The 22,181-nt window shown below is 44.3% G+C and carries 22 protein-coding genes and 2 pseudogenes; 3 read left to right on the plus strand and 21 right to left on the minus strand.

Going from position 1 to position 22,181, the window contains the following annotated elements; genetic code table 11:
- Positions 1-12: 12 nt before the first annotated feature.
- The 5 genes from PaeBR_RS14005 to PaeBR_RS14025 are packed head-to-tail and all read right to left on the minus strand — an operon-like array spanning position 13 to position 3,377.
- Positions 13-732, minus strand: a complete 720-nt coding sequence (locus PaeBR_RS14005; RefSeq protein ID WP_410511197.1) for a flavodoxin — start codon at positions 730-732, stop codon at positions 13-15.
- A 48-nt stretch (positions 733-780) separates the two neighbouring features.
- Positions 781-981, minus strand: a complete 201-nt coding sequence (locus tag PaeBR_RS14010; protein WP_410511198.1) for a hypothetical protein — start codon at positions 979-981, stop codon at positions 781-783.
- A complete protein-coding gene (locus PaeBR_RS14015; protein ID WP_410511199.1) occupies positions 981-1,313 on the minus strand; it encodes a carboxymuconolactone decarboxylase family protein in 333 nt (110 codons plus the stop codon). The genes PaeBR_RS14010 and PaeBR_RS14015 overlap by 1 nt, the downstream gene beginning before the upstream one ends.
- 32 nt (positions 1,314-1,345) lie before the next feature.
- A complete protein-coding gene (locus PaeBR_RS14020; protein ID WP_410511200.1) occupies positions 1,346-2,512 on the minus strand; it encodes a MalY/PatB family protein in 1,167 nt (388 codons plus the stop codon).
- 13 nt (positions 2,513-2,525) lie between these two features.
- Positions 2,526-3,377 (minus strand): DUF3737 family protein, encoded by an 852-nt coding sequence (locus PaeBR_RS14025; RefSeq protein WP_410511201.1) that lies wholly within the window; start codon positions 3,375-3,377, stop codon positions 2,526-2,528.
- Between the two features lie 501 nt (positions 3,378-3,878).
- On the opposite strand from PaeBR_RS14025, the gene PaeBR_RS14030 reads away from it, so the two are divergent.
- Positions 3,879-4,424, plus strand: coding sequence for a TetR/AcrR family transcriptional regulator (locus PaeBR_RS14030; protein ID WP_410511202.1), 546 nt, complete (start codon positions 3,879-3,881; stop codon positions 4,422-4,424).
- A gap of 129 nt (positions 4,425-4,553) precedes the next feature.
- On the opposite strand, the gene PaeBR_RS14035 is transcribed toward PaeBR_RS14030, so the two are convergent.
- Positions 4,554-4,700 carry a hypothetical protein gene (locus tag PaeBR_RS14035; protein WP_410515298.1) on the minus strand — a complete coding sequence of 49 codons (147 nt, stop codon included), beginning with the start codon at positions 4,698-4,700 and terminating at the stop codon, positions 4,554-4,556.
- Between the two features lie 37 nt (positions 4,701-4,737).
- Positions 4,738-5,670, minus strand: coding sequence for an FAD:protein FMN transferase (locus tag PaeBR_RS14040; RefSeq protein ID WP_410511203.1), 933 nt, complete (start codon positions 5,668-5,670; stop codon positions 4,738-4,740).
- Positions 5,671-5,951: 281 nt separating this feature from the next.
- Here PaeBR_RS14040 and PaeBR_RS14045 point away from each other — a divergent pair.
- A pseudogene (locus PaeBR_RS14045) lies at positions 5,952-6,143 on the plus strand (aldo/keto reductase); the annotation flags it as partial.
- Between the two features lie 165 nt (positions 6,144-6,308).
- Here the strand turns inward: PaeBR_RS14045 and PaeBR_RS14050 are convergent.
- The 8 genes from PaeBR_RS14050 to PaeBR_RS14085 all read right to left on the minus strand — a co-directional run bounded on the left by PaeBR_RS14050 (position 6,309) and on the right by PaeBR_RS14085 (position 12,693).
- Complete coding sequence (locus PaeBR_RS14050; RefSeq protein ID WP_410511204.1) at positions 6,309-6,947, minus strand: NAD(P)H-binding protein; 639 nt, start codon at positions 6,945-6,947, stop codon at positions 6,309-6,311.
- Positions 6,948-6,965: 18 nt separating this feature from the next.
- A complete protein-coding gene (locus PaeBR_RS14055) occupies positions 6,966-7,757 on the minus strand; it encodes a stalk domain-containing protein (protein ID WP_410511205.1) in 792 nt (263 codons plus the stop codon).
- Between the two features lie 48 nt (positions 7,758-7,805).
- Positions 7,806-8,537 carry a flavodoxin gene (locus PaeBR_RS14060; protein ID WP_410511206.1) on the minus strand — a complete coding sequence of 244 codons (732 nt, stop codon included), beginning with the start codon at positions 8,535-8,537 and terminating at the stop codon, positions 7,806-7,808.
- A 17-nt stretch (positions 8,538-8,554) separates the two neighbouring features.
- The gene (locus PaeBR_RS14065; protein ID WP_410511207.1) at positions 8,555-8,932 is read right to left on the minus strand and encodes a hypothetical protein; all 378 of its coding nucleotides are present in this window, start codon (positions 8,930-8,932) and stop codon (positions 8,555-8,557) included.
- 29 nt (positions 8,933-8,961) lie between these two features.
- Complete coding sequence (locus PaeBR_RS14070) at positions 8,962-9,195, minus strand: hypothetical protein (protein ID WP_410511208.1); 234 nt, start codon at positions 9,193-9,195, stop codon at positions 8,962-8,964.
- A gap of 134 nt (positions 9,196-9,329) precedes the next feature.
- On the minus strand, positions 9,330-10,535 hold the full coding sequence (locus tag PaeBR_RS14075) for a flavodoxin (RefSeq protein ID WP_410511209.1): 1,206 nt from the start codon (positions 10,533-10,535) through the stop codon (positions 9,330-9,332).
- A gap of 56 nt (positions 10,536-10,591) precedes the next feature.
- Entirely contained in the window at positions 10,592-11,326 is a 735-nt protein-coding gene (locus PaeBR_RS14080; RefSeq protein WP_410511210.1) for a flavodoxin, read from the minus strand.
- Positions 11,327-11,526: 200 nt separating this feature from the next.
- Positions 11,527-12,693, minus strand: coding sequence for an MFS transporter (locus PaeBR_RS14085; RefSeq protein ID WP_410511211.1), 1,167 nt, complete (start codon positions 12,691-12,693; stop codon positions 11,527-11,529).
- A 177-nt stretch (positions 12,694-12,870) separates the two neighbouring features.
- Here PaeBR_RS14085 and PaeBR_RS14090 point away from each other — a divergent pair.
- Positions 12,871-13,714 (plus strand): annotated as a pseudogene (locus tag PaeBR_RS14090) (AraC family transcriptional regulator N-terminal domain-containing protein).
- A gap of 130 nt (positions 13,715-13,844) precedes the next feature.
- Here PaeBR_RS14090 and PaeBR_RS14095 read toward each other — a convergent pair.
- The 6 genes from PaeBR_RS14095 to PaeBR_RS14120 all read right to left on the minus strand — a co-directional run bounded on the left by PaeBR_RS14095 (position 13,845) and on the right by PaeBR_RS14120 (position 22,075).
- Positions 13,845-14,510: an NAD-dependent epimerase/dehydratase family protein gene (locus PaeBR_RS14095; protein ID WP_410511212.1), complete on the minus strand. Its 666-nt coding sequence runs from the start codon at positions 14,508-14,510 to the stop codon at positions 13,845-13,847.
- A 71-nt stretch (positions 14,511-14,581) separates the two neighbouring features.
- Complete coding sequence (locus tag PaeBR_RS14100) at positions 14,582-15,190, minus strand: MBL fold metallo-hydrolase (protein WP_410515184.1); 609 nt, start codon at positions 15,188-15,190, stop codon at positions 14,582-14,584.
- Positions 15,191-15,196: 6 nt separating this feature from the next.
- Positions 15,197-15,697 carry an MBL fold metallo-hydrolase gene (locus tag PaeBR_RS14105; protein WP_410511213.1) on the minus strand — a complete coding sequence of 167 codons (501 nt, stop codon included), beginning with the start codon at positions 15,695-15,697 and terminating at the stop codon, positions 15,197-15,199.
- 97 nt (positions 15,698-15,794) lie between these two features.
- Positions 15,795-16,643, minus strand: a complete 849-nt coding sequence (locus PaeBR_RS14110) for an aldo/keto reductase (protein ID WP_410511214.1) — start codon at positions 16,641-16,643, stop codon at positions 15,795-15,797.
- Positions 16,644-16,778: 135 nt separating this feature from the next.
- Entirely contained in the window at positions 16,779-17,834 is a 1,056-nt protein-coding gene (locus tag PaeBR_RS14115; protein WP_410511215.1) for a helix-turn-helix domain-containing protein, read from the minus strand.
- A 209-nt stretch (positions 17,835-18,043) separates the two neighbouring features.
- Positions 18,044-22,075, minus strand: coding sequence for an FN3 associated domain-containing protein (locus PaeBR_RS14120; protein WP_410511216.1), 4,032 nt, complete (start codon positions 22,073-22,075; stop codon positions 18,044-18,046).
- Positions 22,076-22,181: the final 106 nt, after the last annotated feature.

Raw genomic sequence — 22,181 nt, forward strand, 5'->3', positions numbered from 1 at the left:
TCCTTATTCGTATCAGTTAGACATTCCAAGCTGACCCAGCCATTCTTCCACATCACGCTGCGCATCAATGGCATCTTCGCCTCTAACGGCAAGACCGTCCAACACGGTTGCACCGGTCAACATGCTTTTTATCGTTTGCTCATTTCTTGAAAATCCGCTGCCTCCATGGGTGCTAAACGGGATCACGGTTTTACCCGAATAGTCGTATTCCTCCAGAAATGTATAAACTGCCATAGGCAGGTCGCTCCACCAGTTCGGGAAACCAATAAAGACTGTATCGTAATCTTCCATGTTTTCCACATGAGCGCTCAGTTCTGGACGTGCATTTTCCTTCTGCTGCTGCTGACCCAAATCTAAAACCGTATCGTAATCGGCAGGAAATTTATTTGCGGTTTCAATGAGAAACAGATCGCCGCCTACAGTATCCTGAATCATATCTGCAATAATTTCCGTATTGCCTGCAAGCACACCGTCTTGGAGGTTTAGACTTGCGCTGGCAACGGCGTCCACATTTGTATCAAAATCCGTATTACCGACGCGGGAAAAGTACGCTATGAGGATTTTCTGATCACTAGGAACCGGCTGAGTTGCATTGTTATTTTCAGTAGGAATACCAGAAGCATTGCCCGGCGTGTTGATAACCGTATTACTATCATCTGAAGAGTTATTTCCGCACGCTGCCAAGGAAAGAACTACCAGTGATATAAAGAATAATAAAATCGCTTTTTTCATGTATAATTCCTCCCACAATAAATTACAGGAGTGGCTCCTAATTCATGCTTACTTCACTAATTCAATTAAGACATCAATAGAACATTCTGCACATATTGTCTCAGCCGACAGATTAGGAGTATTTTCCTGCAGTGTACTGCTTTGCGCTTCTGCCGGGTTGCTTTCCAGCATATTGGAATTCCCGCCACTGCAAGCGGCAAGAGAGAAGGCCATCAAAGTGGCAAGACCTAAAGTGAAAAATCTTTTCATTACTGTTCCTTCGCAAAAACTTTCTTTGTAACTGTATAGGCAGACGTTGCGTTCGGCCAACCGGCATAAAAAGCAAGATGGGTAATCGTTTCAATGATTTCTTCTTCCGTAAGACCATTTTGTTTGGCATAGTTTATATGAAAACTTAGTTGCCCCGTATCTCTACCCGTAACTAAACTAGTTACTACAGCAATTAAACTGCGGTCGCGCGGAGATAGTGCTCTACGCTCCAAAATATCTCCAAATAAAACATTATCGGTTAGTCCCACAAGTTTTGGTGAAAAATCGTTAATTGCTTTCTGTGCACTAGAAGGCCTTTTAGGGTTTGACATTTTTTTATTCTCCTTTTCTTATCAGGAGTTTATTAATTGATTAATTTCATGACTTGCTCCAGTCTTTCTAATCCCTCTTTCAATATGGCTCTTGGACATGCAATGTTTATTCGGATAAATCCCTCTCCAACTTCGCCATAGATGAGGCCCTCATTAATTCTTAGATGACCTTCTTCCAATATCTTCATACTAAGCTCTGCTGAAGGGATACCAAGACTCCTGCAGTCGATCCAGATTAAATAAGTTGCCTCAGGGATTATGACCCTTAATTTAGGTATTCTTTCTTTGAGGAAGGAATTGAAATAATCCCGGTTTCCTGCAAGATAATCGAGTAATTGATCTAACCAACCTTCCCCGTAGTTATAGGCAGCAATCAAAGCCTCGATTCCAAAAACATTAGGTTCAATGGCCTCATTAACATTAAGCGACCGGTTAATTTTTTTTCTGTATTTTTCGTTTGCCGATATAATATTGGATGTTTTAAGACCGGCTAGGTTGAAGGTTTTGCTAGGTGCTGTACATGTTATTGAGTTCATTAAGAATTCTTCACCGAGTGAGGCAAAAGGAATAAATTGATTATTTTTATATACCAAGTCCCTATGAATTTCATCGACCACAACCAAAACGTTATGTCGTAAACATATATCGCCTAAGCGTTTCAGTTCATCTCTACTCCATACTCTTCCAACAGGGTTGTGAGGATTACACAGAATAAAGAGTTTGACTTTTTCATTGGAAGCCTTTTGTTCAAAATCATCAAAATCAATTTCATAGGATTCGCCGTTGTACTTGAGTTTATTGACGACGATATCACACCCGTTATTTGTTATAGAGGTATTGAAATAATTGTAAACTGGGGATTGAATCAATACTTTATCTCCAGCCTCAGTAAAGGCTTGAACGATCGCCGAAAGCGATGGGATAACACCTGTACTAACTTCTATCCATTCCTTATTGATTTTGAAAGCATGCCGTTTCTCCCACCAGCGCACCTCAGCTTCATAATAAGCATCCGGGATGCTTGCATAACCAAAAATCCCATGCAGAGCTCGTTTTTCTAAAGCTTTTATAATCGGATCTGCTGTTTTAAAGTCCATATCTGCTACCCACATCGGTAAAATATCTAATCCGTGGGCCGTATCCCATTTCGCGCTATTCGTATGTTTCCTATTAATGATTTGGTCAAAATCATACTTCAAACCAATATCCTCCTCAAAATGATTCGATCTTAGCATTTGTAATGATTTGTATATTTGAGAAGTTTAGTTCCGGGTCGTCCAGTATTAATTCTTTAATGCCTTCTGCTTTTATGATGCCGCTAATGGGATTCTTCACACTATCAACTGTGTTAATGATTTCAGCATGTACGGTTGAATACTCAAAACTCAAGTCAGTATCAACCATTTCACAGTTTTCCAAGATTAAGTTTTTCGCATAGCACAAGGGCTGTGTTCCAATAATTTTGCAGTTCACGAGTCTTAGATTTTTGGAATACCAACCCAAGTATTCTCCTTCGAGTACGGAATCATATACCGTTATGTTCTCTGTATTCCAAAAGGCGTCTTTTGAAATGATCTCGCTATTTCTAATCACCCCTTGTTTGACATGCTGAAAGGAGTAATCACCGTCTAATCTGAAATTGTTAATTTCAATATTGCTGCCATGCAATAACAAATAGTTCCCCTTGAATTCCGAATCAAAGATGTTCACATTGGAACAATCCCACAAGGTTTCATTAGTATCCATAATCGTTTTGTGAATGGTAATATTTCTAGCATCTCTAAATATCTTAGGCGCATCCACTTTGCAGTTGTTCATGATCACCTCACTTGTATACCAAATAGCCGCGCGACTGCCTTCAGAGAAATAACTATCCTGGATTTCTAAATCTTTATTGTGCCAAAACGGATATTTACCTGAGAAACTGCAATGGGATACTTGCACATTTCTACTTTCTTTAATTGCAGATTCCCCAGGCAGAAACTCACTATCCTTAATTTGCACATCGGAAATTTTGAATAACGGTCGTTCTCCCTCGAATGTTCCTTTTTCGATTAATCTCATGAAGTTAAATCCTCTCTTATCATTTATTTCTTAGAACTTAGCACCGCAATGCCTAAAGCTATTGCGACAGATACAACCCCTGTCCAACTCACCGCCAGTACTGATGAGCTTGTTATTGCGATACCTCCAATTCCAGCGGCCGCTGCAATGCTTAACTGCAAGACGGAACCGAACCAGACTAACCATGATACCCGTGGCTTCTGGAGCTCTATTCTCTGTTGAACTTGTCGAGTGTCCTTCCAAGACTTTGGTAACGAGTTCCTCAATTCGTTATCAAGGGAGCTCTCATAATCCAATCAATATCTTCACATGCTTCGATATAATCATCTATGACCATTTCTATCTTCCCTGCATATAATCGATATTGATCGATTAGACGACATGTGTATAATAATATATAGAATCAAGCTGCTTGCAATCGTTAAATTAACCTGTTTTGTCGATTATTTTACAAATCATAAATAAGTGTTGATTATTTAAGAAAGATTGGTGAGGCTAACCTTGACTAAAGTGGATAGAAGAATACTCAAATCGCAGGAAGCGATAAAAAAAGCCGTTATTGAACTGATGTCCGAAAAAAATTTTGATGGCATTACCATCCAGGATATTTCCGACAGGGCAAATGTTCACCGAGCAACCATATATCTTCATTACGCGGATAAATTTGATCTACTGGATAAGCTCATTGAAGAACATATTAACGAAATGCGGGAAATCAACGAATATGCATGTGAAATGGACTGGAGAGATGCTAATCTGGTCTACTTCGAATACTTTGAGCGTAATTATCTATTCTTTTCGACGATGTTAGCGAGTAAAGGAGCCCCTTCTTTTCGTACTCGGTTCCTTGAATTTCTTATCGAAGAGTACAAGGCTGAAGTAAATATAAATGAAGAAAGAAATCACGGATTGAATGAAGATGTTATGGGGTGCTTTATGGGAACAGCTTTCGTAGGAATAGTGGAATGGTGGATCACGAAAGGAATGCCTTATCCGCCTGATGTCATGGCAAATCAAGTGGGGATCTTGTTAGAGAGGGTTGTATAATCAATAAATCAAGGAACAGTTTTTTTAGGCAAACATCTCCTTGTTTCGTATTGATAAACATCATAATTATTAAGCTATTCTGACCGTTCGTATTATGAGGTCACCAGATCTTTCTGGTCGACCTCATCTTTATGTGGTCGTAAGATATCGGAGCCTGGGATCGAACGTTTCTGCCCGTGGGACTCGGATCCAGAGAGCTATTCCGCTCATCCCCATACAGCCAAGTCCCAGTGACGATACTTCCAATCCGCTTTTTCCCAATATACGTTTTTGCATTGTTGTACCTCTTCCCTTCTATGATGATTAGTTTCTCTTATAAAAAGAGTTCTCCATTGAAGTTCTGCGACGCTTCAGCCCGGCCATCGGCAAACATCCGTACATATGAGAAACGGAAGAACTTCGCCAGATCTTTCCCCGATGAAAAAAATAAGGCGGTAGCTAGTCCGTCGGCTGTTACGGTGTCATTAGCAATTACCCATGTAGCGATTACATCTTGCACTGGAACACCCGTCCGGGCATCTAGCACGTGATGAAGATACTCTCCCCATGCACGTCTGTTGACGGCAGATGCACACAAGCTACGATTTTTCAGTTCAGCTACGCCGATAACCATACTCTTATTGAGTGGGTGTTCCAGACCTACTTGTAAGCTTGACTCTCCCTTATGGCGAAGGTCTCCGCTTCCATCAACGACGAAATCACTAATTCCGCCCTCACGAAGAATCTCGGAAAGGATGTCCACACAGTAACCTTTCCCGGCCGCTCCGAAATCAATTGAGAGTGGACGACGAGTGATGAGCGATGTGCCTTTTCGAGAAATATCTTTCGCCCAGTTGCCTCTACCTTTAGCATGCGCTTCGGTTCGGACTGAATCTGATACCGGTATAAGTGAGTAAGCTGCATCATATCCAAGAAGCTCTAGGTCCCTGCCTATGAGCGGATCCATAGCACCTTCGGTAGCGATATGGAGGCGATCATATAAGTTGAAAAGAACAGCTGAGTCGTCTGGAAAAATGAAGGTGCCCCCTTCAGATGCTGCAGCAATTTGTGACACAAGAGAATCAGAACGGAACCGCGAATAAGTCCTGTTAAATTGGTCTATCCGTTGCAGGATATGCTGTTGCAATATAAAACTTAGCGGCGTACCGCTTTCAATCTCCCATCGTGTACCTATCGCTTCAAATCCGAACAAGAATCTTCCTGCGTCAGTCTCAGTGGAGTAGGCATTATAATTATGGATGTTCATTATGAATTCATTACCTCCCATATTCGAGGGCTTCAATGCCCATTGATTAAGCGAATCCCACTCTCTTATTATGCTTTAGATAAACGAGTCAACGTTATATCATAAATGCTAAATGATTGCCTAATCCTATGGCCGGTAAGATAAGATGATTAAGAGGATTAGGCAATCATATGGTATGAATGTTATAACGGTTCCTTTGTCATATGGAGCATAATAAGATTGTAATGGATAAGAGCACTTCGATTGAGAAACAATATTTCTAAAAATATGGAGGATATTTTATGCAAAAAGTAATTTTAAACAATGGTGTGGAGATGCCTGTACTCGGTTTTGGTGTGTTTCAAATTGCAGATCAAAGTGAGTGTGAGCAAAGCGTTTATGACGCTATCACCGCAGGCTATCGGCTAATTGATACAGCTGCCTCTTATCTGAATGAAGAGGCTGTGGGCAGAGCGATCAAACGGAGTGGCGTGAACTTCTAAAATCCCCCTCCGCCACTTTTCCCTGAATGTATATTTTCAACTTCAATCTATATAGGTATTCTTTTAGATAGCTTATATAGATACTCAAAAAGGAGCAGATGCATTTAAGCATTCTGCTCCTTTTCGTTTGATTGATTTGACTAAGTGACATATATCTCAGTAAAAGGATGGTTTTGACCAATTCGTATTTGGTTCACTTACGCCTATACTTGTATTTGCATAACCAGCAGGGTTTTCGATAATATCGAAGATTAGTTGTGCTACAGCTTCTCTGGCAACTTGTGCTCCCACAAAAGGTTCACCTTTCTGAGTTAAGTGATAGGCTTCATTTCCTCTTTGATTATAGAGCCATGTTAAACGAAGAATAGTGTAGTCTAAGCTGGAATTCTCAACAATATCAGCAGCTTGACGTTGGCGCTTGATACCGGCTGTGCCCACCATTCGTTCATTCCATTTACCAAATGCTCCGGGTACCTCACCGTAAATCCCTAAAATAGACGCCGCAATTAAGATGTTTACGTTACAATCTTTCATTGCATCTACAACTGTCTCTACACCTGCAAGGGAATTTAAATCGTTAAGATAGACTGCATCGATCCCTTCAAGTGCCTTCTTCACAATATTGATGTCAGTAAAATCTCCGTCAATAATTTCCTCTCTGCTGGCGTTGGAAATCTTGATTCGTTTCGATCCATTACGGGCGAATAATACTAACGAGTGATTCGTTTCTTTTAAGAGCTTCTGGGTAACAAGACGAGAAATCTGCCCCGCAGCTCCGAGAATTAAGATTTTCATATTCATTTCCTCCTATTTTTATAAGTTGTCTGCCTTCTCTTGGGCTTGGGCCTTGATCTGTTGGATCGCAGCATTGAACCCGTCGGGGGTACCGCTGGACCCTGCGAGGCGTCCCACTTTCACTTCATCGATACGCTTCCCGACGACAACCGCAGGGACCGCGTCAGCGAAACGGCGCTGCAAGTCCAGGGATATCGGGTTCGTTGCATGAGGTGTAACTTGAACGGCGATTATGATGTCATCATCCAGACTCAAGGTTACGGTGATCGACGACGGGAGGCTTCCGTATAATCCTGTCGCCGTATATTCACCGTCTGCGTATGTGGAGGTCTCATTCATATACCTGCTTGCAAGAGTTACTTCTTTAGTCGTTGAATCAAATGAGATCGTTGTACCCAAATTCTCGCTCACAAAACGTAAAGGCACCATTGATGTACCCTGGACGTTGAGAGGTGGCGTCTCTAGCATGATTTCTTTTCCGTTCACAACCGCCTTTTTTTGGTTCATCCACAGCTGGATATTGACTTCTGGTGTCTGGTATTTCACGGATTTCTCTTGCTGCAGCCACTGAACCTCAGCTCCCAACTGAGTCCCGATAAATCGGATTGGCACGTAGATACTGTTTCCTATCAATTTCGGTGCCGTAGCCAGCACGATTTCAGTTCCATTGACCTTAACCGATGGATTGCCTGCTCTCAGAACAATCTCCTTCTGGTCTGCACCAGCTGCTTCTCCCTGATTCCATCCGAAGGTTAATGGAGAAGCCAACAATATTATTGTAACTAAATAAGGTTTCCAGTTTTCACGCATGATCGAACCCGCCTCTCGATTGTTATTACCGAAGTTCTCCGGATCAACTCAAACATCCATCCCGACTTCACGCAGCCACGCGGATACGGCTTCTTGTGCGGTTGACGCTTTATTGCGCTCTATATCAAAGCCATCAAGGACGGTTGCTCCCGGGACAAGTTCTCTAATCACTGAAACACTCTGTCCCGGTCCATATCCCGCATGAGTACAAAAAAGGACGATTGTTTTTCCTGAAAAATCATATTCGGATAAAAACGATGCAATTGGAGCGGGGATGGTCATTCCCCAGATGGGATGTCCAAGGTACACCACATCGTAGTCATCCATATTTTCCACTTTGGTACTTAGAGGTGGCTTGTAGCCGGTCGCTCTCTCCTCCGACGCCTGCTTCACCGTTGCATCATAATCTCCGGGATACGGCGCTACTGTTTCAATCCGGAAAAGATCGCCACCCACTGCTTCATGCACCATACCTGCAATCACTTCCGTAGTTCCTGTTAATCTTGAATCTCCGACTCTCAAGCTTGCAGAGGATACCGCATCTGCATCTTCGCTGAAGGAGATATTTCCTACTTTAGTGAAATAGACTACAAGGACTTTACCGGGTTCACTGTCAGCCTGTCCCTCAACTGCAGGTTTGCTTTCCGTTGGGACAGGAAGTGTGCTTTTGCTGGGTGCTGCTGATGGCTGCTCTTGGGTGCTATTATCAGCGCAAGCTGCAAGCAGTGTCATCATTAGCGTAAGAACCGAAAGCAAGGTTATCGTTCTGCATTTTTTCAATTCTGTGACCTCCTTCACTATTTTCGCTTTTGGGTTTTCTGAACCCGTTTCATAACATAATGCGTGATACAGACGCACAGTCCCATCATTGAAATATAATCCAAGAAAAAGAATACTGCCCATTCATCGTAATTCCAGAACGAATAGGAATAGTGCAAGATCAGGTTGTAGCCGACTTCTCTCTTGAAAAAAGCATATATCCCATAAACCGCAATCATTATACCGACTGCCCGGAGGCCAATAGAAAGGACTTTACTTGGCTTCGAGTTTTTCATTAGCCTCCGTGCTGCCCCCATAACCATCACCCAGTGCAAGCCAAGATGAACGGCCATAAAAATAAATCCCCAATAGGCAGACAGCGAATGCAGCTCCCGGGCATATGGAATGTCTATCATCCCTATAAAGGAAAATACCGTCTTTGAGATTACAAGCGCACTTTGACTGCAGTACGAATCACACGGACAGGTGAATATTTCCCTTTGTAAATCGACTTATACCAGTTTAAATTCAGTATGTTATGGAGGATAAAGAGGATAAAGAGCGACATCCCGAGAAATTCATGAACGGTGTTGCCTGTCCATTGATAAGCCATCATGAAAAGGAAGAGTATAGTCATTATTGTGTCGATAGCCAATCTCACGATTGTTTTTGGCTTCATCCAGTTTACCTCCTTTCTGATTATTGTGTTCAATCAACCATGCCGGTCTTCACGAGAATAGCTCGCCGAGGAGTTTTCATTTTCGTATGATACAATCCTGCGGATCTCAATAGATTCCTTTTGAATCTTGCATCTCATGGGATCAAATCGATATCCTGCAACCACTTTTGCACATCGCCGCCCGCACTGCTGACATCGTCACCCCAAACCGTGAAGCCATCCAATATAGTGGAGTCAGGGAGAAGTCTGGCAATATCGCTAAGGCTGCTTCCAAATCCGCTGCCCTTATGCGTACCGAAGGGAACGATGGTTTTTCCGGCAAAATCATACTCCTCAAAGAATGTAGACATCGCCTGCGGCATCGTGCCCCACCATATCGGACTTCCAACAAAGATAATGTCGTAGTCTTCTATGTTCTCCACATGGGTGGAAAGAGCAGGCCGCACACCGTTGCTCCGTTCTTCAGTAGCGCGATCAACATTCTCTTGGTAGACTGTCGGGTAAGCGACTGATGTTTCAATCGCAAACACATCGCCGCCGGTATACTCCTGTATGAAATCAGCGATAATTCTGGTGTTGCCGACCAGCTCGCCATTGTTCATGTTCAGCGAGGCCGCGCTGACTGCGTCAACATCGGAAGTATAGTTGATGTTATCCGCCCTCGAAAAGTAAGCAATCAAAATTTTTGGATTTCCCTCTTCAGTGCTGGTTGTATCGGCTTCATTTGAGGTCATATAGTTGCGCAGAATGGTTGCCACTTCCGCGCGAGTCGCATTACCTGTGGGATCAAACCTGTTGTCGAGTTTGCCGCTGATTATGTTATTTTCACGCGCCCACCGAACCGCAAGGGCTGCCCAAGAGGAAATCTGATTTGCATCAGAAAATTCGGTGGATTCAGCGTTTGACACGGGGTTGTCCGCGTAGCGCCAAAGGATAGCGGCAATCTGCTCCCGAGTAACAGGGTCATTTGCCCCAAAAGAATCGTTTCCATAGCCGCCCATGACATTATTTTGTACCGCCCATGCCACGGCGCTGCTATACCAAGTGCTACTCGCGACATCGTCAAATTGATTGGCGAGTGTGACAGCAGGTGTTCCCTCTGCTCGGTAAAGAACGGCGGCCAGCATGGCACGGCTCATCTCGCCTTCCGGAGTGACGATTGTAGCTGTCGTGCCGCTCATTAGTCCGTTATCACGGGAATAGCTCACTGCGTCCGCATACCAAGCTTCGGCACTGACATCGGCAAAGCCGGTATCCTCCACCGCTGCGAAAGCGGGAAGCGACAATGTCGATAGAAGGGTTGACGCAAGCAATGCCGATAGAACTCCGTTTTTCTTCATTTGTTTCGCCTCCTCTTTTTGTTAACTGCTTTTATATCGAATATCCGCGGATTCTGCTACTCCGTTATACCAAGGCTTTGAACCCACTCATTCACATCGTCTTCTGCATCCACAATGCTATTTCTGGAAACAGTCAATCCATCCTCCACTACTGTTGCATTCGGCTGAAGATCTTCAATAGTACGGATCGTACGGGAAAATCTGCTTCCGTCATGGGTGGCAAAAGGAATGATCTTCTTGCCGCTCAAATCATATTCCTCAAGGAATGAATAGAGGGGCATGGGCAAATCCGCCCACCAGTTCGGATAGCCAAGAAGAATCACATCATAGTCATCCATTTTTTCCACATGGGTAGAGAGCTCTGGTCTGACCTTTTCATCCTGTTCTCTTTCAGCAAAATCCACCAGTTCATCATGATCTCCCGGATATTCCTGCACTGTCTCAATCGCAAACAGATCACCACCGACAGTTTTCTGAATCGCTTGAGCGATGAACTGGGTGTTCCCTAAAACTTCGCCGTCCTTGACCACACGGCTCGCAGATGCCACAGCATCCACACCATCGCTTTTGGGCATTGTGAAATATGCAATCAGGATCTTACCGTTTGTTCGACTTTCTGTGGGAGTTACTTCTGTTCCAGATGTGCCTTCATCTGGAGATTCGGGGGTCGAAGTATCAGAAACTGGCGGCTGCTTAGTAGTGTTATCAGCCGAGGGGTTATCGTTGTTGCCACAAGCCGCCAAAGCAACAATCATAAAAACAGAAAGAATTACTGCTAATGTCCTTTTCATTATTATCACTCCTTGATTGATTATGTCTTTCCATGATCCCAGATATGAATATCTGCTGCAGAACACATGAGAAATTGTCATTGTGATCCACGTATAAAGGTCTTAGTGAAACTCTTATTTAATGTAATATCATAGACATTTGTGAGGGAATTGTGAGAAAAGCAGCAGGGTTTTGTGAGGCTATTCCACTTTTATGAGTGTCATCCTCGTGATCTTACAAATGATGAGCCTCGGCCTAGAGATAACAGTGCGACGGCGGCAGCAACTATTACTGAAACGGCACTGATCCAAGTAATCGCCAGAACTGACAAGTCTCCAATCGCGAGTCCTCCGATTCCCGCGCCTGCGGCAAATCCGAGCTGAACGAAGGAGCTGTTTAGACTAAGCACAATACTGGAAGCCTCGGGAGCCAGTGATACCAGATTGAAATTCTGCGTGGGACCGAACGTCCATACTGCGATTTCCCATAGCATGAGCAGAACAATGGTGACAACTATCCATCCAGATACGGTGGATTGCAGTACTAAGACAAGGGCTTGTACGGCCATGGAACAGAAAAGCGTGCGTTTAATTCCAATTCGATCCGCCAGAAAACCACCCAGTCTGGAACCAATCAAGCTTCCTACTCCTAAAATTAGAAGAATGACACTCATATGGTCCTCCATAGTTGGCATAGCTGCAGCAAGAAAGGGCGTAATGTACGTATCGACTAAGGAAAAGCCAATAAATACAAAGAAAGTCACGCCGAGGGTGATTGCAATTCTAGGCTGCTTTAAGAAGGCTAAACGCTGGGATAGAGGTACAGACGCCTCTCCTTCCATGACCGGAATTGTCCTTGCAACTAAAAAGGTCGCCAGCAGGCATAAAAAACCAATCCCCCAAAAGATGGTCTTCCAATCATATGTGGCTGCGATCATACGGCCGATAGGAACTCCGAATACAAGAGAAGAACTAAATCCCATAGCAACATTGGACATCGCAGAGCCTTGGCGTCCGGGAGATGCCATCTTTGAGGCTAGAGAATAAGCTGTAACTACGAAGATTCCAGTTCCGAGTCCAAGGACAACGCGAGATGCCATCAATAAGGCAAAGCCCGGAAGAGAAAGTGTTGAAGCGATTCCGATTAATATGATAATGAGCGCCATTAACAATTGCTTGCGCTGATTCATCTTCGCCGTCGCTATTATTACAATAGGTGTACCTATTGCGTTACCGAGCGCGAATACGGTTATAAGCTGACCTGCAGCTGCTACGGATACGCCGGCTGATGCGGCAATTTGATCAAGCATGCCAACAATACCGAACTGAGTAGTTCCGACCAAGAAACTGATTAAAGCCAGCAGGTATATTTTCCAAGTGTTATTCATCTCTTTGATCAGCTTCTCCTTTCCATTACATTCATTTGGGCACTAACTAATTATGCAGGAAACAAGAATTTAACCGATATCCTGATTGTATTAAATGATTGCCTATTCCTATCATCATGGTTAGCAATGCGGATCATTCTAGTTTATAATCGAGAAAAAACATCCGGAGGAATAGTCATGTCGGAGAAGATCCTGAAACAGCAAAAGGAACTGGCAAAACTCATTCAGCACCATTCGCTTAAGGAAGGGGTCTCTGAGACATCTATTCCCCAGCTATCACTCATTCGATGCTCTGAAGTATCTGAACGCGCATATAGGGTGTATAAACCTTCTTTTTGTCTTATTGCCCAGGGTTTAAAAGAAGTGATCTTGGCTCAGCAACGTTTTGAATACGGGTTAACAGTTTACGCACGACCAGATTTTAGAGGTTATCAATGAAGCAAACTTCCGCATGATACCAAAGGAGAACACCAGTCGGGCTCTTTTTGTAGGCCAAATGGAGCATTCATTAATGGATGCAACTCTCAGACTAATTGAGTTACTGGATCGACCGGATGACATCCCGTTTCTTGCCCCGCTTTTCACAAAGGCAATTCTGTATACACTCTTGAAGGGACCTTACGGTCCTGCATTAGGACAAATTGCAATAGAAGGCAGCAATAGTTACCGGATTAGGGAAGCGATCGATCAAATCACTTTATATTTCTATCAACCTATGCGTGTGGAACAACTTGCAGAAGCAGCCAGTATGAGCATCTCTTCTTTTCACCGTAACTTTAAGGAAGTGACAGGCATGAGTCCCATTCAATTTCAGAAACAACTCAGATTACAGGAAGCACGGCGTTTATTGCTATCTGAATCTGCAGAAGCTGCAGAAGTCGCATTCCGGGTCGGCTATGAGAGTGCTTCCCAATTCAGCCGTGAATATTCCCGTATGTTTGGTTCTCCTCCGAGATCCGACGTAAAACAATTAAAGGAAATGTACGATCCCGCTAAAAGTGTCGTTTTTATGGGAGAATAATTTTATTTGAATAGAATTGATGAAATAAAAAAAGAAACAGATTGCCAATGCAACTGCTTCTTTTTAGACCTGCTTTTTTCTAATTCTTCTCAATAGCGATTAACGCAACGTTAGGGCGCAGAAATTATCCCTAATGCTCCACACTTATTTTTTTAATCTCCGTGCTTTCAATAATTGGGCTGGGATAACCGGTATGCACCACTTGGATCATGGCCTTCCCTAATTGTTCAGATGTAATGACACTGTTCGACTTACTTAATAACGTATAAAAAGGTCTCTGCACATCATATAAGAATTGGTACAGCTTTGTTTTGGATTTCACGCCATGAAGGGGAAGAATGAGCCCTGGCCGGAACATATACACTGCCTTAAAAGAAAGCCGTAATAAATCATTCTCCGTCTTCCCTTTCACTCTCGCCCACATGGATCTGCCTCTTTCGGAACTATCCGTCCCGCTTCCCGAGACATAGATGAAGGTCATTTGCGGATTCAGTCTTACTAATGTCTCTGCAACAGATAGCGTAATGTCATAAGTTATTCGTCTATATTCCTCTTCCTTCATCCCCTGAGAAGATACACCGAGACAGAAAAGACAAGCATCAAACCCTGTTATTTGTTGTTCAATTGGCCGTAAATCAGCGACATTTTCAAGTTCAATTGATCTTAATTTGGCATGTTGCTGCATCGGAGCCTTACGGCCGATCGTAACTACTTCTTGAACCTTGTCGTCTAAGAAACATTCCCGCAGTGCACTTTGTCCTACCATTCCTGTTGCGCCAAAAATAATGACCTTCAATACCATTCACTCCAATCATTAAAAGGCAAGCTTGTTAGGCTCGCCTTCATAAATGTGATCTGTCTGACTCTTTACTTGTTCCACCAGTAGGTAATTGGGTATGACCACTCTCCGTGTTTCAGGGCTACAGTTTCGCCAATCTGAGGCGCGATTAAATTCACATTCTCTTTCTCGGCTGCACGTATGGCCCGTTCAATGGGCTCTGTCCAACCGTGATATGCAAGCGTAAACCCTGCCCAATGAATGAGCATCATATTCTTAGCCCCTAAATCTTCCCGGGCTTGAAGCGATTCTTCCGGCATCATATGAATTTTCCGCCAGCGTTCATCATATTGCGCCCCTTCAATTAAGGCGATATCAAAGGGACCGTACCTTTGTCCAATTTCCTTAAAGTGGCTTCCGTAACCGCCATCCCCGCTGGTATAAAAACGTGTGTTTTGTCCAAGTATGACCCAGCTCCCCCATAATGTTGTGTTACCATTAAAGAGTCCTCTTCCTGACATATGTTGGGATGGAGTAAATGCAACCTGTAAACCTTCGTATTCCGATTCATCCCACCAGCCAAGTTCAGTAATGTTCTCTTCGGGGACCCCCCAACGAATCAGGTGATTGCTTACGCCAAGCGGAACAAAAAAATGATTAGTCTTATTCTTCAGCTTTAGTATGGATGAATAATCCAGATGATTTTAATGATCATGAGATAGAAAAACAGCATCAATTGCAGGCATGTCATCGATTATATCTAACAAACTCCCGGTGTATCTTGTACTGCCTCCGACAAAGGATACTGGAGAAGACCTTGAAAAGAGCATGGGATCTACTAGTATTTTTTTATTATCCAGACTGACTAGAAAAGCTGAATGTCCGAACCAGGTTAAACTGTCTTCTTCACTTCTGATTTTATCCCAATCTATTGGCATGACAGGCAGGATTCCCTTTGGTTCGAGATCTTTCCCGCCATTTATAGAATCCGTGATCATGGATATGGAGTCCGACAGAGTAAAGCTTATGTCTGCCTGTTCCAAATTCACAAATTTACCATCCACGAAATTAGGGTATTTCTTGTAGGCCTGCTTTTGCTCTTCCGTAAGGTTTCCACCAAAAGCAGGGTTCAGATTGAGCACTAATGCAGCGGCCACACCTAATAGAGTAAGAAGAACAGCGGAGTACAACATAATTCTTTTCAAAATTACTCTCTTTGACTTACGCCTGCGAGATTGTTGATTGTTATTGCTCGATGCTGGTATCATATGCAACCCCTGTCTGCTGAGCAGCTGGTATTAATTATTCAGCTACTGTGCTGCTGAGCCACTTTACCATTGCGGGATCGCGGTGGGAGAAGAACAAGCTCTCATTTGTATCCAGCGCAGCAATCGCGTTCATATCCACTTCGCTCAATTGGAAGTCAAAGATATTGAAGTTTTCGATGATTCTTTCCTTGCGTACAGATTTAGGAATAACAACGACACCTCTTTGAGTCAGCCAGCGTAAAATCACTTGAGCAACAGACTTAGTATACTTTTCAGCAATGGATACTAAGACCTCATTCTGGAAGATGTTATTTTTACCTTCTGCAAAAGGGGCCCAGGACTGAATCTGAACTTGATTCTCTTCCATCAGGTTCTGACTTTCAATTTGCTGGTTAAATGGATGAGTTTCAACCTGGTTTACGGCAGGAGTGATCTCATTATGGATAAGCAGATCCACCAAACGGTCTGTATGGAAGTTGCTCACGCCGATGGCTTTGATTTTTCCTTCCCGGTACAGTTCCTCCATCGCACGCCATGATCCGTACACGTCACCATATGGCTGATGGATCAAATAGAGGTCCAGATAATCCAATTGCAGTTTTTCAAGGGATGTTTCAAACGCTTTTTTCGTCTTTTCATAACCGGCATCGCTAACCCAGACTTTAGTGGTAACGAATAGTTCTTCCCTAGGCACGCCGCTCCGCTTAATCGCTCTGCCGACCGCCTCTTCATTCTGGTAAATCGCAGCTGTATCCAGCAGACGATAACCTGCCATTAAAGCATCATAAACCGCCTGCTCACATTCGTTTGCATCTTGAATTTGAAAAACACCAAAACCGATAATTGGCATCTCGAGACCATTGTTAAGAATTACTTTTTGCATTGTAGATCCTCCTGAATTGTTAATTTTTCTACGGTAACCGCTGCTCAGCAGTATAGTCATTATTGTAGCTGCTAATTTCAACCGAGTAATTAGCGCCATACGCCAATGTTATGACATCAGGCGCCAAGCTTATTATTAGTGCAAGCCCGGCATGCCAGGCGAATCTTCGGAAATCGCATCAAAGCCTAAATGTACGGCACGCCAATTGGAAGGGGTATCGTCTTCCCAAAGGCGGAAGGCCCGGTAGAAAGAGCTTTGGTCTTCATATCCAAGCAGAAATGCCACTTCTTTAAGATCGAGCGTAGGATCCGCAAGGTACTCCAGTGCCTTCTCGTGCCTGGCTTCAGTTAATAATTGCTTGAAGCTCGTGTAATTGTCGGTTAATCGGCGCTGCAAGGTGCGATCGCTCATCCCCAGCTCACTCGCCACGATATGTATGTCTGGGCGTCCTGAAGCTAAGGTTCGTTTCATTATCCACTTGACCATTTCTGTGATGGACTTGCTGCGCTGCTGCTCATTTAGAGATCGGTCCAGTGCTGGAGTTAAAATCTCGAGCAGCTCGGCGTTGTAAGAGATAAAGGGACGATCGAGATCGCTTCGGTAAAGAGTGAGCCGGTTCCGTTCAGCACCTAACTTAATGCGGCAGCCGAAGTATTTTTCCAGGGGTTCTACGTTGCTGCTCATATGGCCAGATAATTCAAGAGCATACGCGGTCATAGGATAACCTGAGCCTCGCCGCCCGATCTCGAGAAGAGATGCCATAATGACACCAACCAGCATAGGCGGCTCGGGCTGATCTGCATAGGGCCACTCCAGTTCGATTGCACAAAGCTCACCCTTCTCGATGATGTCAATGCGTTCGGGGACGCACATTTGTTTATATCGGGCCATTCGTATTAGCGCGTCCCGATAGTCACGTGAGTGGTAAGGCGCCAAGACGAGCGGCGGTAACTGCGCTGTTTGCATCCCCGTCGTAAGTTTAACAATACAATCTGCAGGGTCATTAACCAACTCCGAGAAAGCTTGCCAAAGTGCAAAAAACTGGGCTGTATTCACAACAAAGGTCTCATTAAGAACAGCCAGCGGCAATTGTGCTTTGCGAATCACATCATGGGCAGCAATATTAAACTGAAGTAATCCCTTCCAAAATCCTGCCGGGATTTTAATACGGTCCAAAGAATGAGACGTCATACATATTCACCTCTCTCAATAACCCTCAAATATATAAAGGTTAGTATTATGAATAGTGTCCTTCATTATGAGCAGGACAGTTATTATTTTATCTACACAGGATTGCTGCGTAAATAGCACAAGGCGACAATATAGTTGCGCAGTACGCCAATGCAATGAGAAAGACGGAGCACTGAATGCAGTGATCCGTCTTTCCGGTTATTAAAAAGTTATTTAACAACATTAACTAATCTATAAATGGTTACTATTGCTTGGTCTTTCGTTGTTGTACCGTTTGGCATGAACAGTCCGCCACTCATACCGTTAATAACTCCCGACTTTTGAAGGACGGCTACGGCATCCTTCGCATATGGAGATATTTTGGCATTATCAGTAAACGGAGAAACGACTTTACTGCCTTTTAAATCCACATTTAACTTTTGCGCTGCCTTAAACATGATGACGGCCATATCCTGGCGGGAAATAGGATCATTAACTCCGAAGCTTCCATCCTTTTTACCGTTCACAACACCCAATTTCTGAGCTGTAGCAATGGATCCATAATACAAGGATCCTTTTTTCACATCAGTTAATTTGCTTACTGCACTCTCATCCATCCAATCAAATGCCTGCACGAGCATATTGATAAACTCGGCTTTGGTTACATACTGTCCGTTTGATGCCGGTTTGATCAAGTTCAACTTAACGATTGGATTAAGTACGTCATGAACTTTATCCGCAATAATCTCTTTAGTAACCTTAAAAGTTGCTACCTGCCGGATATCCTTTGAGGAGGCTGCGGCATACACCACAAAAGTTCCCGGTTCCACCACCCACGCCGAACGCGCTTCATCGAAGGAAGCAAGCGATTTCGCATCAAGTGTAAAGTTCAGGGTTTGCGAAGCGTTACCTGCAAGGTCATTTGTTTTAGCGAATGCTTTTAATTCCTTCACAGGTTTGTCCATGGATTTACCTGGCGCCCCAACGTAAATTTGGACAGCTTCCTTGCCGGTTACAGCACTTGTGTTCTTTACATCGACCTTGACATTCATCGTATCGCTGACACTTTTAAATGTGGCAGAGCTTAATTTCAAATTGCTGTACTTAAACGTCGAATAGTTTTTACCATAACCAAACTCGTAAGAGACAGGCACGTTGAAGGTATCGTAATACCGGTAACCGTTATAAATCCCTTCATTGTAGGCGACCCCGCCCTGACCATTTGTCTGACCGAAGTCCACTGCAGGTGAGTAAAGGTATCCTTTACTGTCTTTCCCCGTTACATCAACCGGTATAGTAGTCGGCAGTTTACCGGACGGGTTGGCCGCTCCGGTTAATACGGCTGCAACTGGTTTAGCAAGAACTGTACCTGGTTCCCAAGCGAGCAGAATAGCGTCCGCCTTCTCCATCCAGCTCTCCATTTCAATCGGGCTGCCTAAGTTCAGGACGACGATAAACAACTTTCCTGCTGCATGGGCTTTAGCAGAAGCCTTATTGATCAAGTCTCTTTCTGCATCACTGATGTAATAGGCACCTTTTTTCTTCTGGATATCAGAGCCTTCTGACGAACCCCTTGCAATAGTCATAATAATGCTATCTGTATTTTTCACTAGGTCATCCATCTGACTATCCGTAATTTGCATTTCATTCTTGGCACCGGTGGTGCTGAAGCCGCCAATTGGCAGGACGCTTGGAACTTGTGCATAGCTCTTAGAAGAAGTATCGATAACGGAACCGCCTTTATAGATCGCCGAGAGCGCCTGCGGCAATTGCACAAGCTTGCTGGTGTCGATATTAGCGCCGCCGCTGCCGTCACCCCCGCGAACCATGTCCGTTGATGCGTTGCCGATAGTCGTAATATTGCCGCTTTTTAGCGGAAGCACCTGCTTATTGTTGACGGTGCCGTTCTTAAGCAGGACCATACTTTCTACAGCCGTTTGATAAGCAATCGATTCATGCTGCTCCGCATGAGGGTTGGGTTCTGTATTGGCCGGTTCTCCCTTGAAAGAAAGCGATGTGACAACAAACTCAAGAATGTTTTTCACACCTTTGTCGAGTTCAGCCATCGTAAGGAAGCCGGAATTAATTCCCTCGATCACTTTGTTTGCATCACCGTTAGGCATTCCTATATCCACACCGGCTTTAAGATTGGACGAATAGGGGTTATTGCCGGCTTGTTTGGCCCAATAGGAAGCGTTGCCTTGACCATTCCAGTCTGTCATTGCAAATCCTTTGAAGCCCCACTCATCACGGAGCACGGTGTTTGTTAATTCCGAATTTTGTGCCGTACTCACACCATTCAAGTGGTTGTACGCCGTCATCAGAGCCTCCGGCTGGGATTCTTTGATTGCAATTTCAAAGCTTCTAAGCTCAATTTCCCTGAGAGTGCGCCCACTTACATTCGTGAAGCCGTTACTGCGCTGGGTCTCCTGAGCATTAGATGAGAAGTGCTTGATGGCTGCGCCGACGCCTTGAGATTCAATTCCATTGATCTCTGCTGCTGCCATTTTACCCGAAAGAACCGGATCTTCTGAATAGTACTCAAAGTTTCTTCCGTTTAACACACTTCTGTGAAGATTGACAGCCGGAGCCAACAAAAGGTCCGCGCCGAAATAATGGGTTTCTCTGCCAAATGCCGTACCAAGTGCAAGCTCCAGAGACGTATTCCAGGTCGCGGCACGAGCTGTGGCGTTAGGCCACTGTGTAGCATATCGGGTTGACGGATTACCACTGGAATCAACCCATCCTTCCGGATGCGCCGAAATTCTAACGCCTGCCGGACCGTCTACATACGTAGTTCCCGGAATGCCCAATCTTGGGATGGCTTTGGATCCACCAGCGGCTCCCGGTATACGGACTACTCCATTTCCGCTAACCAAATCCGCCTTCTCCTGCAATGTCATTGAACGAATGACACCAGGAATAGAAATCGCATCGGTTAACTTCACAAGAGCAGGATCAATTGTGTAGGAAAGCGTCGTGATGCTGCTGGTTCCCAGACTTGGTGATACAGCAATCGCTTTAATTGTAATTTGCCTGTTGGCAGCAATACTGCCGGTCAGGCCGATTGGTCCTGTATATTGCATGCTTGAAGCAGTCGGATCGCTGCCGTCCGTTGTGTAATACATTTTTGCTCCCGCCGTTGTTGACGACAAGGTTGCTCTGACCCCATCCGGAACGGATACTCCAGTTGCAATATCGGAGGTTGGAGTTGCAGAAATAATGTTGTAAGTGAAAACCGATACATCGCTGGAATTTAAGCTATCAGCAACTGTAATGGCTTTCAGTGTAGTACTGGAGCTGACGGCAACAGCTGTGCTGTACAATTTTGTTGATCCAGTAACTGAAGCAGCAGGTGTAGTGCCATCTGTTGTGTAATAAATTTTGGCGTTGGAGGATGTTGAAGATAAAGTTACGCTTTGTGTACCTCCGTATGTCCCCGTAACCCTGGACGCAACCGGGGCAGCAGCCTTCGCATTAGGATCAATGGCATAATTAAAGGTTGCAACATCACTGTTAGCCAACCCGCTTCTGACAGCAGCAGCATGAATGGAGGTGGCCGAAGCAACAGCAATCGGATTTACGTATAAAATGGTTGATGCATTTCCCGGGCGGGAAGCACCGTTCGTGTCGCTAGTTACAATCGGCGTTGATCCGTCCGTCGTGTAATAGATTTGTGCGCCGGGGATATCATCGGCAAGCTTTACGTTTACCGTTGAAGCGTAAGTGCCTGAAGCAGAATCGGCTGTCGGCGGATTGACATTCGTGACTGGCGTGAATTGGAAGGAATCGATATTGTAACCGCCCTTATCGCAATATAACGTTAAAGTCTGTTGTCCTGCCGGCAGATTCACATATCCCGTTACAGTACTCCAATTGTAAACTCCGCCAGTCGCAGGTATGTTAAAGGTATGCAGTACTTTACCTGCGCTGTCTCTCAAAGAGAACGCTGCCGTCTCCGAGACCTGTGCGCCAAAATTGACAACGACCTTATAGGTGCCTGCAGCAGCCGCATTAATTAAATAATTGAATTCATCACCCGCTATTACGCGGCGGAGAGCCAGCCCTTGACTGGCGGTTTGACTTGTTCCAATTGTACTGGTGAAACTCGGAGCCGTAGTGAAGTACTCCGCTTCAATTAATCCCGGTACGTTAGCAGCTGTTGCTGCAGAGGCAGCACCGGGGGGGGTGATGGACAATAAGGAAGTGGCCAATGCAGTGGTAAGCAATACAGGCAAAGCTTTCTTTTTCGATGGGGCCATAGAGTGTAATTCCTCCTAGTTTGCTTATTCGTAACTTGATGTATCCGCTTTCAATATTACCTCCTCTATCCTCTTTCAACTATTACAATACGGTATACGAAATATC

Source organism: Paenibacillus sp. BR2-3 (assembly GCF_046529485.1).
Lineage (GTDB): Bacteria > Bacillota > Bacilli > Paenibacillales > Paenibacillaceae > Paenibacillus_AQ.

Excerpts from the sequence above, each read along its gene's own strand:
- PaeBR_RS14005 (WP_410511197.1), bottom strand. The coding sequence starts at position 732 with ATGAAAAAAGCGATTTTATTATTCTTTATATCACTGGTAGTTCTTTCC.
- PaeBR_RS14010 (WP_410511198.1), bottom strand. The coding sequence starts at position 981 with ATGAAAAGATTTTTCACTTTAGGTCTTGCCACTTTGATGGCCTTCTCT.
- PaeBR_RS14015 (WP_410511199.1), bottom strand. The coding sequence starts at position 1,313 with ATGTCAAACCCTAAAAGGCCTTCTAGTGCACAGAAAGCAATTAACGAT.
- PaeBR_RS14025 (WP_410511201.1), bottom strand. The coding sequence starts at position 3,377 with ATGAGATTAATCGAAAAAGGAACATTCGAGGGAGAACGACCGTTATTC.
- PaeBR_RS14035 (WP_410515298.1), bottom strand. The coding sequence starts at position 4,700 with ATGCAAAAACGTATATTGGGAAAAAGCGGATTGGAAGTATCGTCACTG.
- PaeBR_RS14040 (WP_410511203.1), bottom strand. The coding sequence starts at position 5,670 with ATGAACATCCATAATTATAATGCCTACTCCACTGAGACTGACGCAGGA.
- PaeBR_RS14050 (WP_410511204.1), bottom strand. The coding sequence starts at position 6,947 with ATGAAAATCTTAATTCTCGGAGCTGCGGGGCAGATTTCTCGTCTTGTT.
- PaeBR_RS14055 (WP_410511205.1), bottom strand. The coding sequence starts at position 7,757 with ATGCGTGAAAACTGGAAACCTTATTTAGTTACAATAATATTGTTGGCT.
- PaeBR_RS14065 (WP_410511207.1), bottom strand. The coding sequence starts at position 8,932 with ATGATAGACATTCCATATGCCCGGGAGCTGCATTCGCTGTCTGCCTAT.
- PaeBR_RS14070 (WP_410511208.1), bottom strand. The coding sequence starts at position 9,195 with ATGAAGCCAAAAACAATCGTGAGATTGGCTATCGACACAATAATGACT.
- PaeBR_RS14075 (WP_410511209.1), bottom strand. The coding sequence starts at position 10,535 with ATGAAGAAAAACGGAGTTCTATCGGCATTGCTTGCGTCAACCCTTCTA.
- PaeBR_RS14080 (WP_410511210.1), bottom strand. The coding sequence starts at position 11,326 with ATGAAAAGGACATTAGCAGTAATTCTTTCTGTTTTTATGATTGTTGCT.
- PaeBR_RS14085 (WP_410511211.1), bottom strand. The coding sequence starts at position 12,693 with ATGAATAACACTTGGAAAATATACCTGCTGGCTTTAATCAGTTTCTTG.
- PaeBR_RS14110 (WP_410511214.1), bottom strand. The coding sequence starts at position 16,643 with ATGCAAAAAGTAATTCTTAACAATGGTCTCGAGATGCCAATTATCGGT.
- PaeBR_RS14115 (WP_410511215.1), bottom strand. The coding sequence starts at position 17,834 with ATGACGTCTCATTCTTTGGACCGTATTAAAATCCCGGCAGGATTTTGG.
- PaeBR_RS14120 (WP_410511216.1), bottom strand. The coding sequence starts at position 22,075 with ATGGCCCCATCGAAAAAGAAAGCTTTGCCTGTATTGCTTACCACTGCA.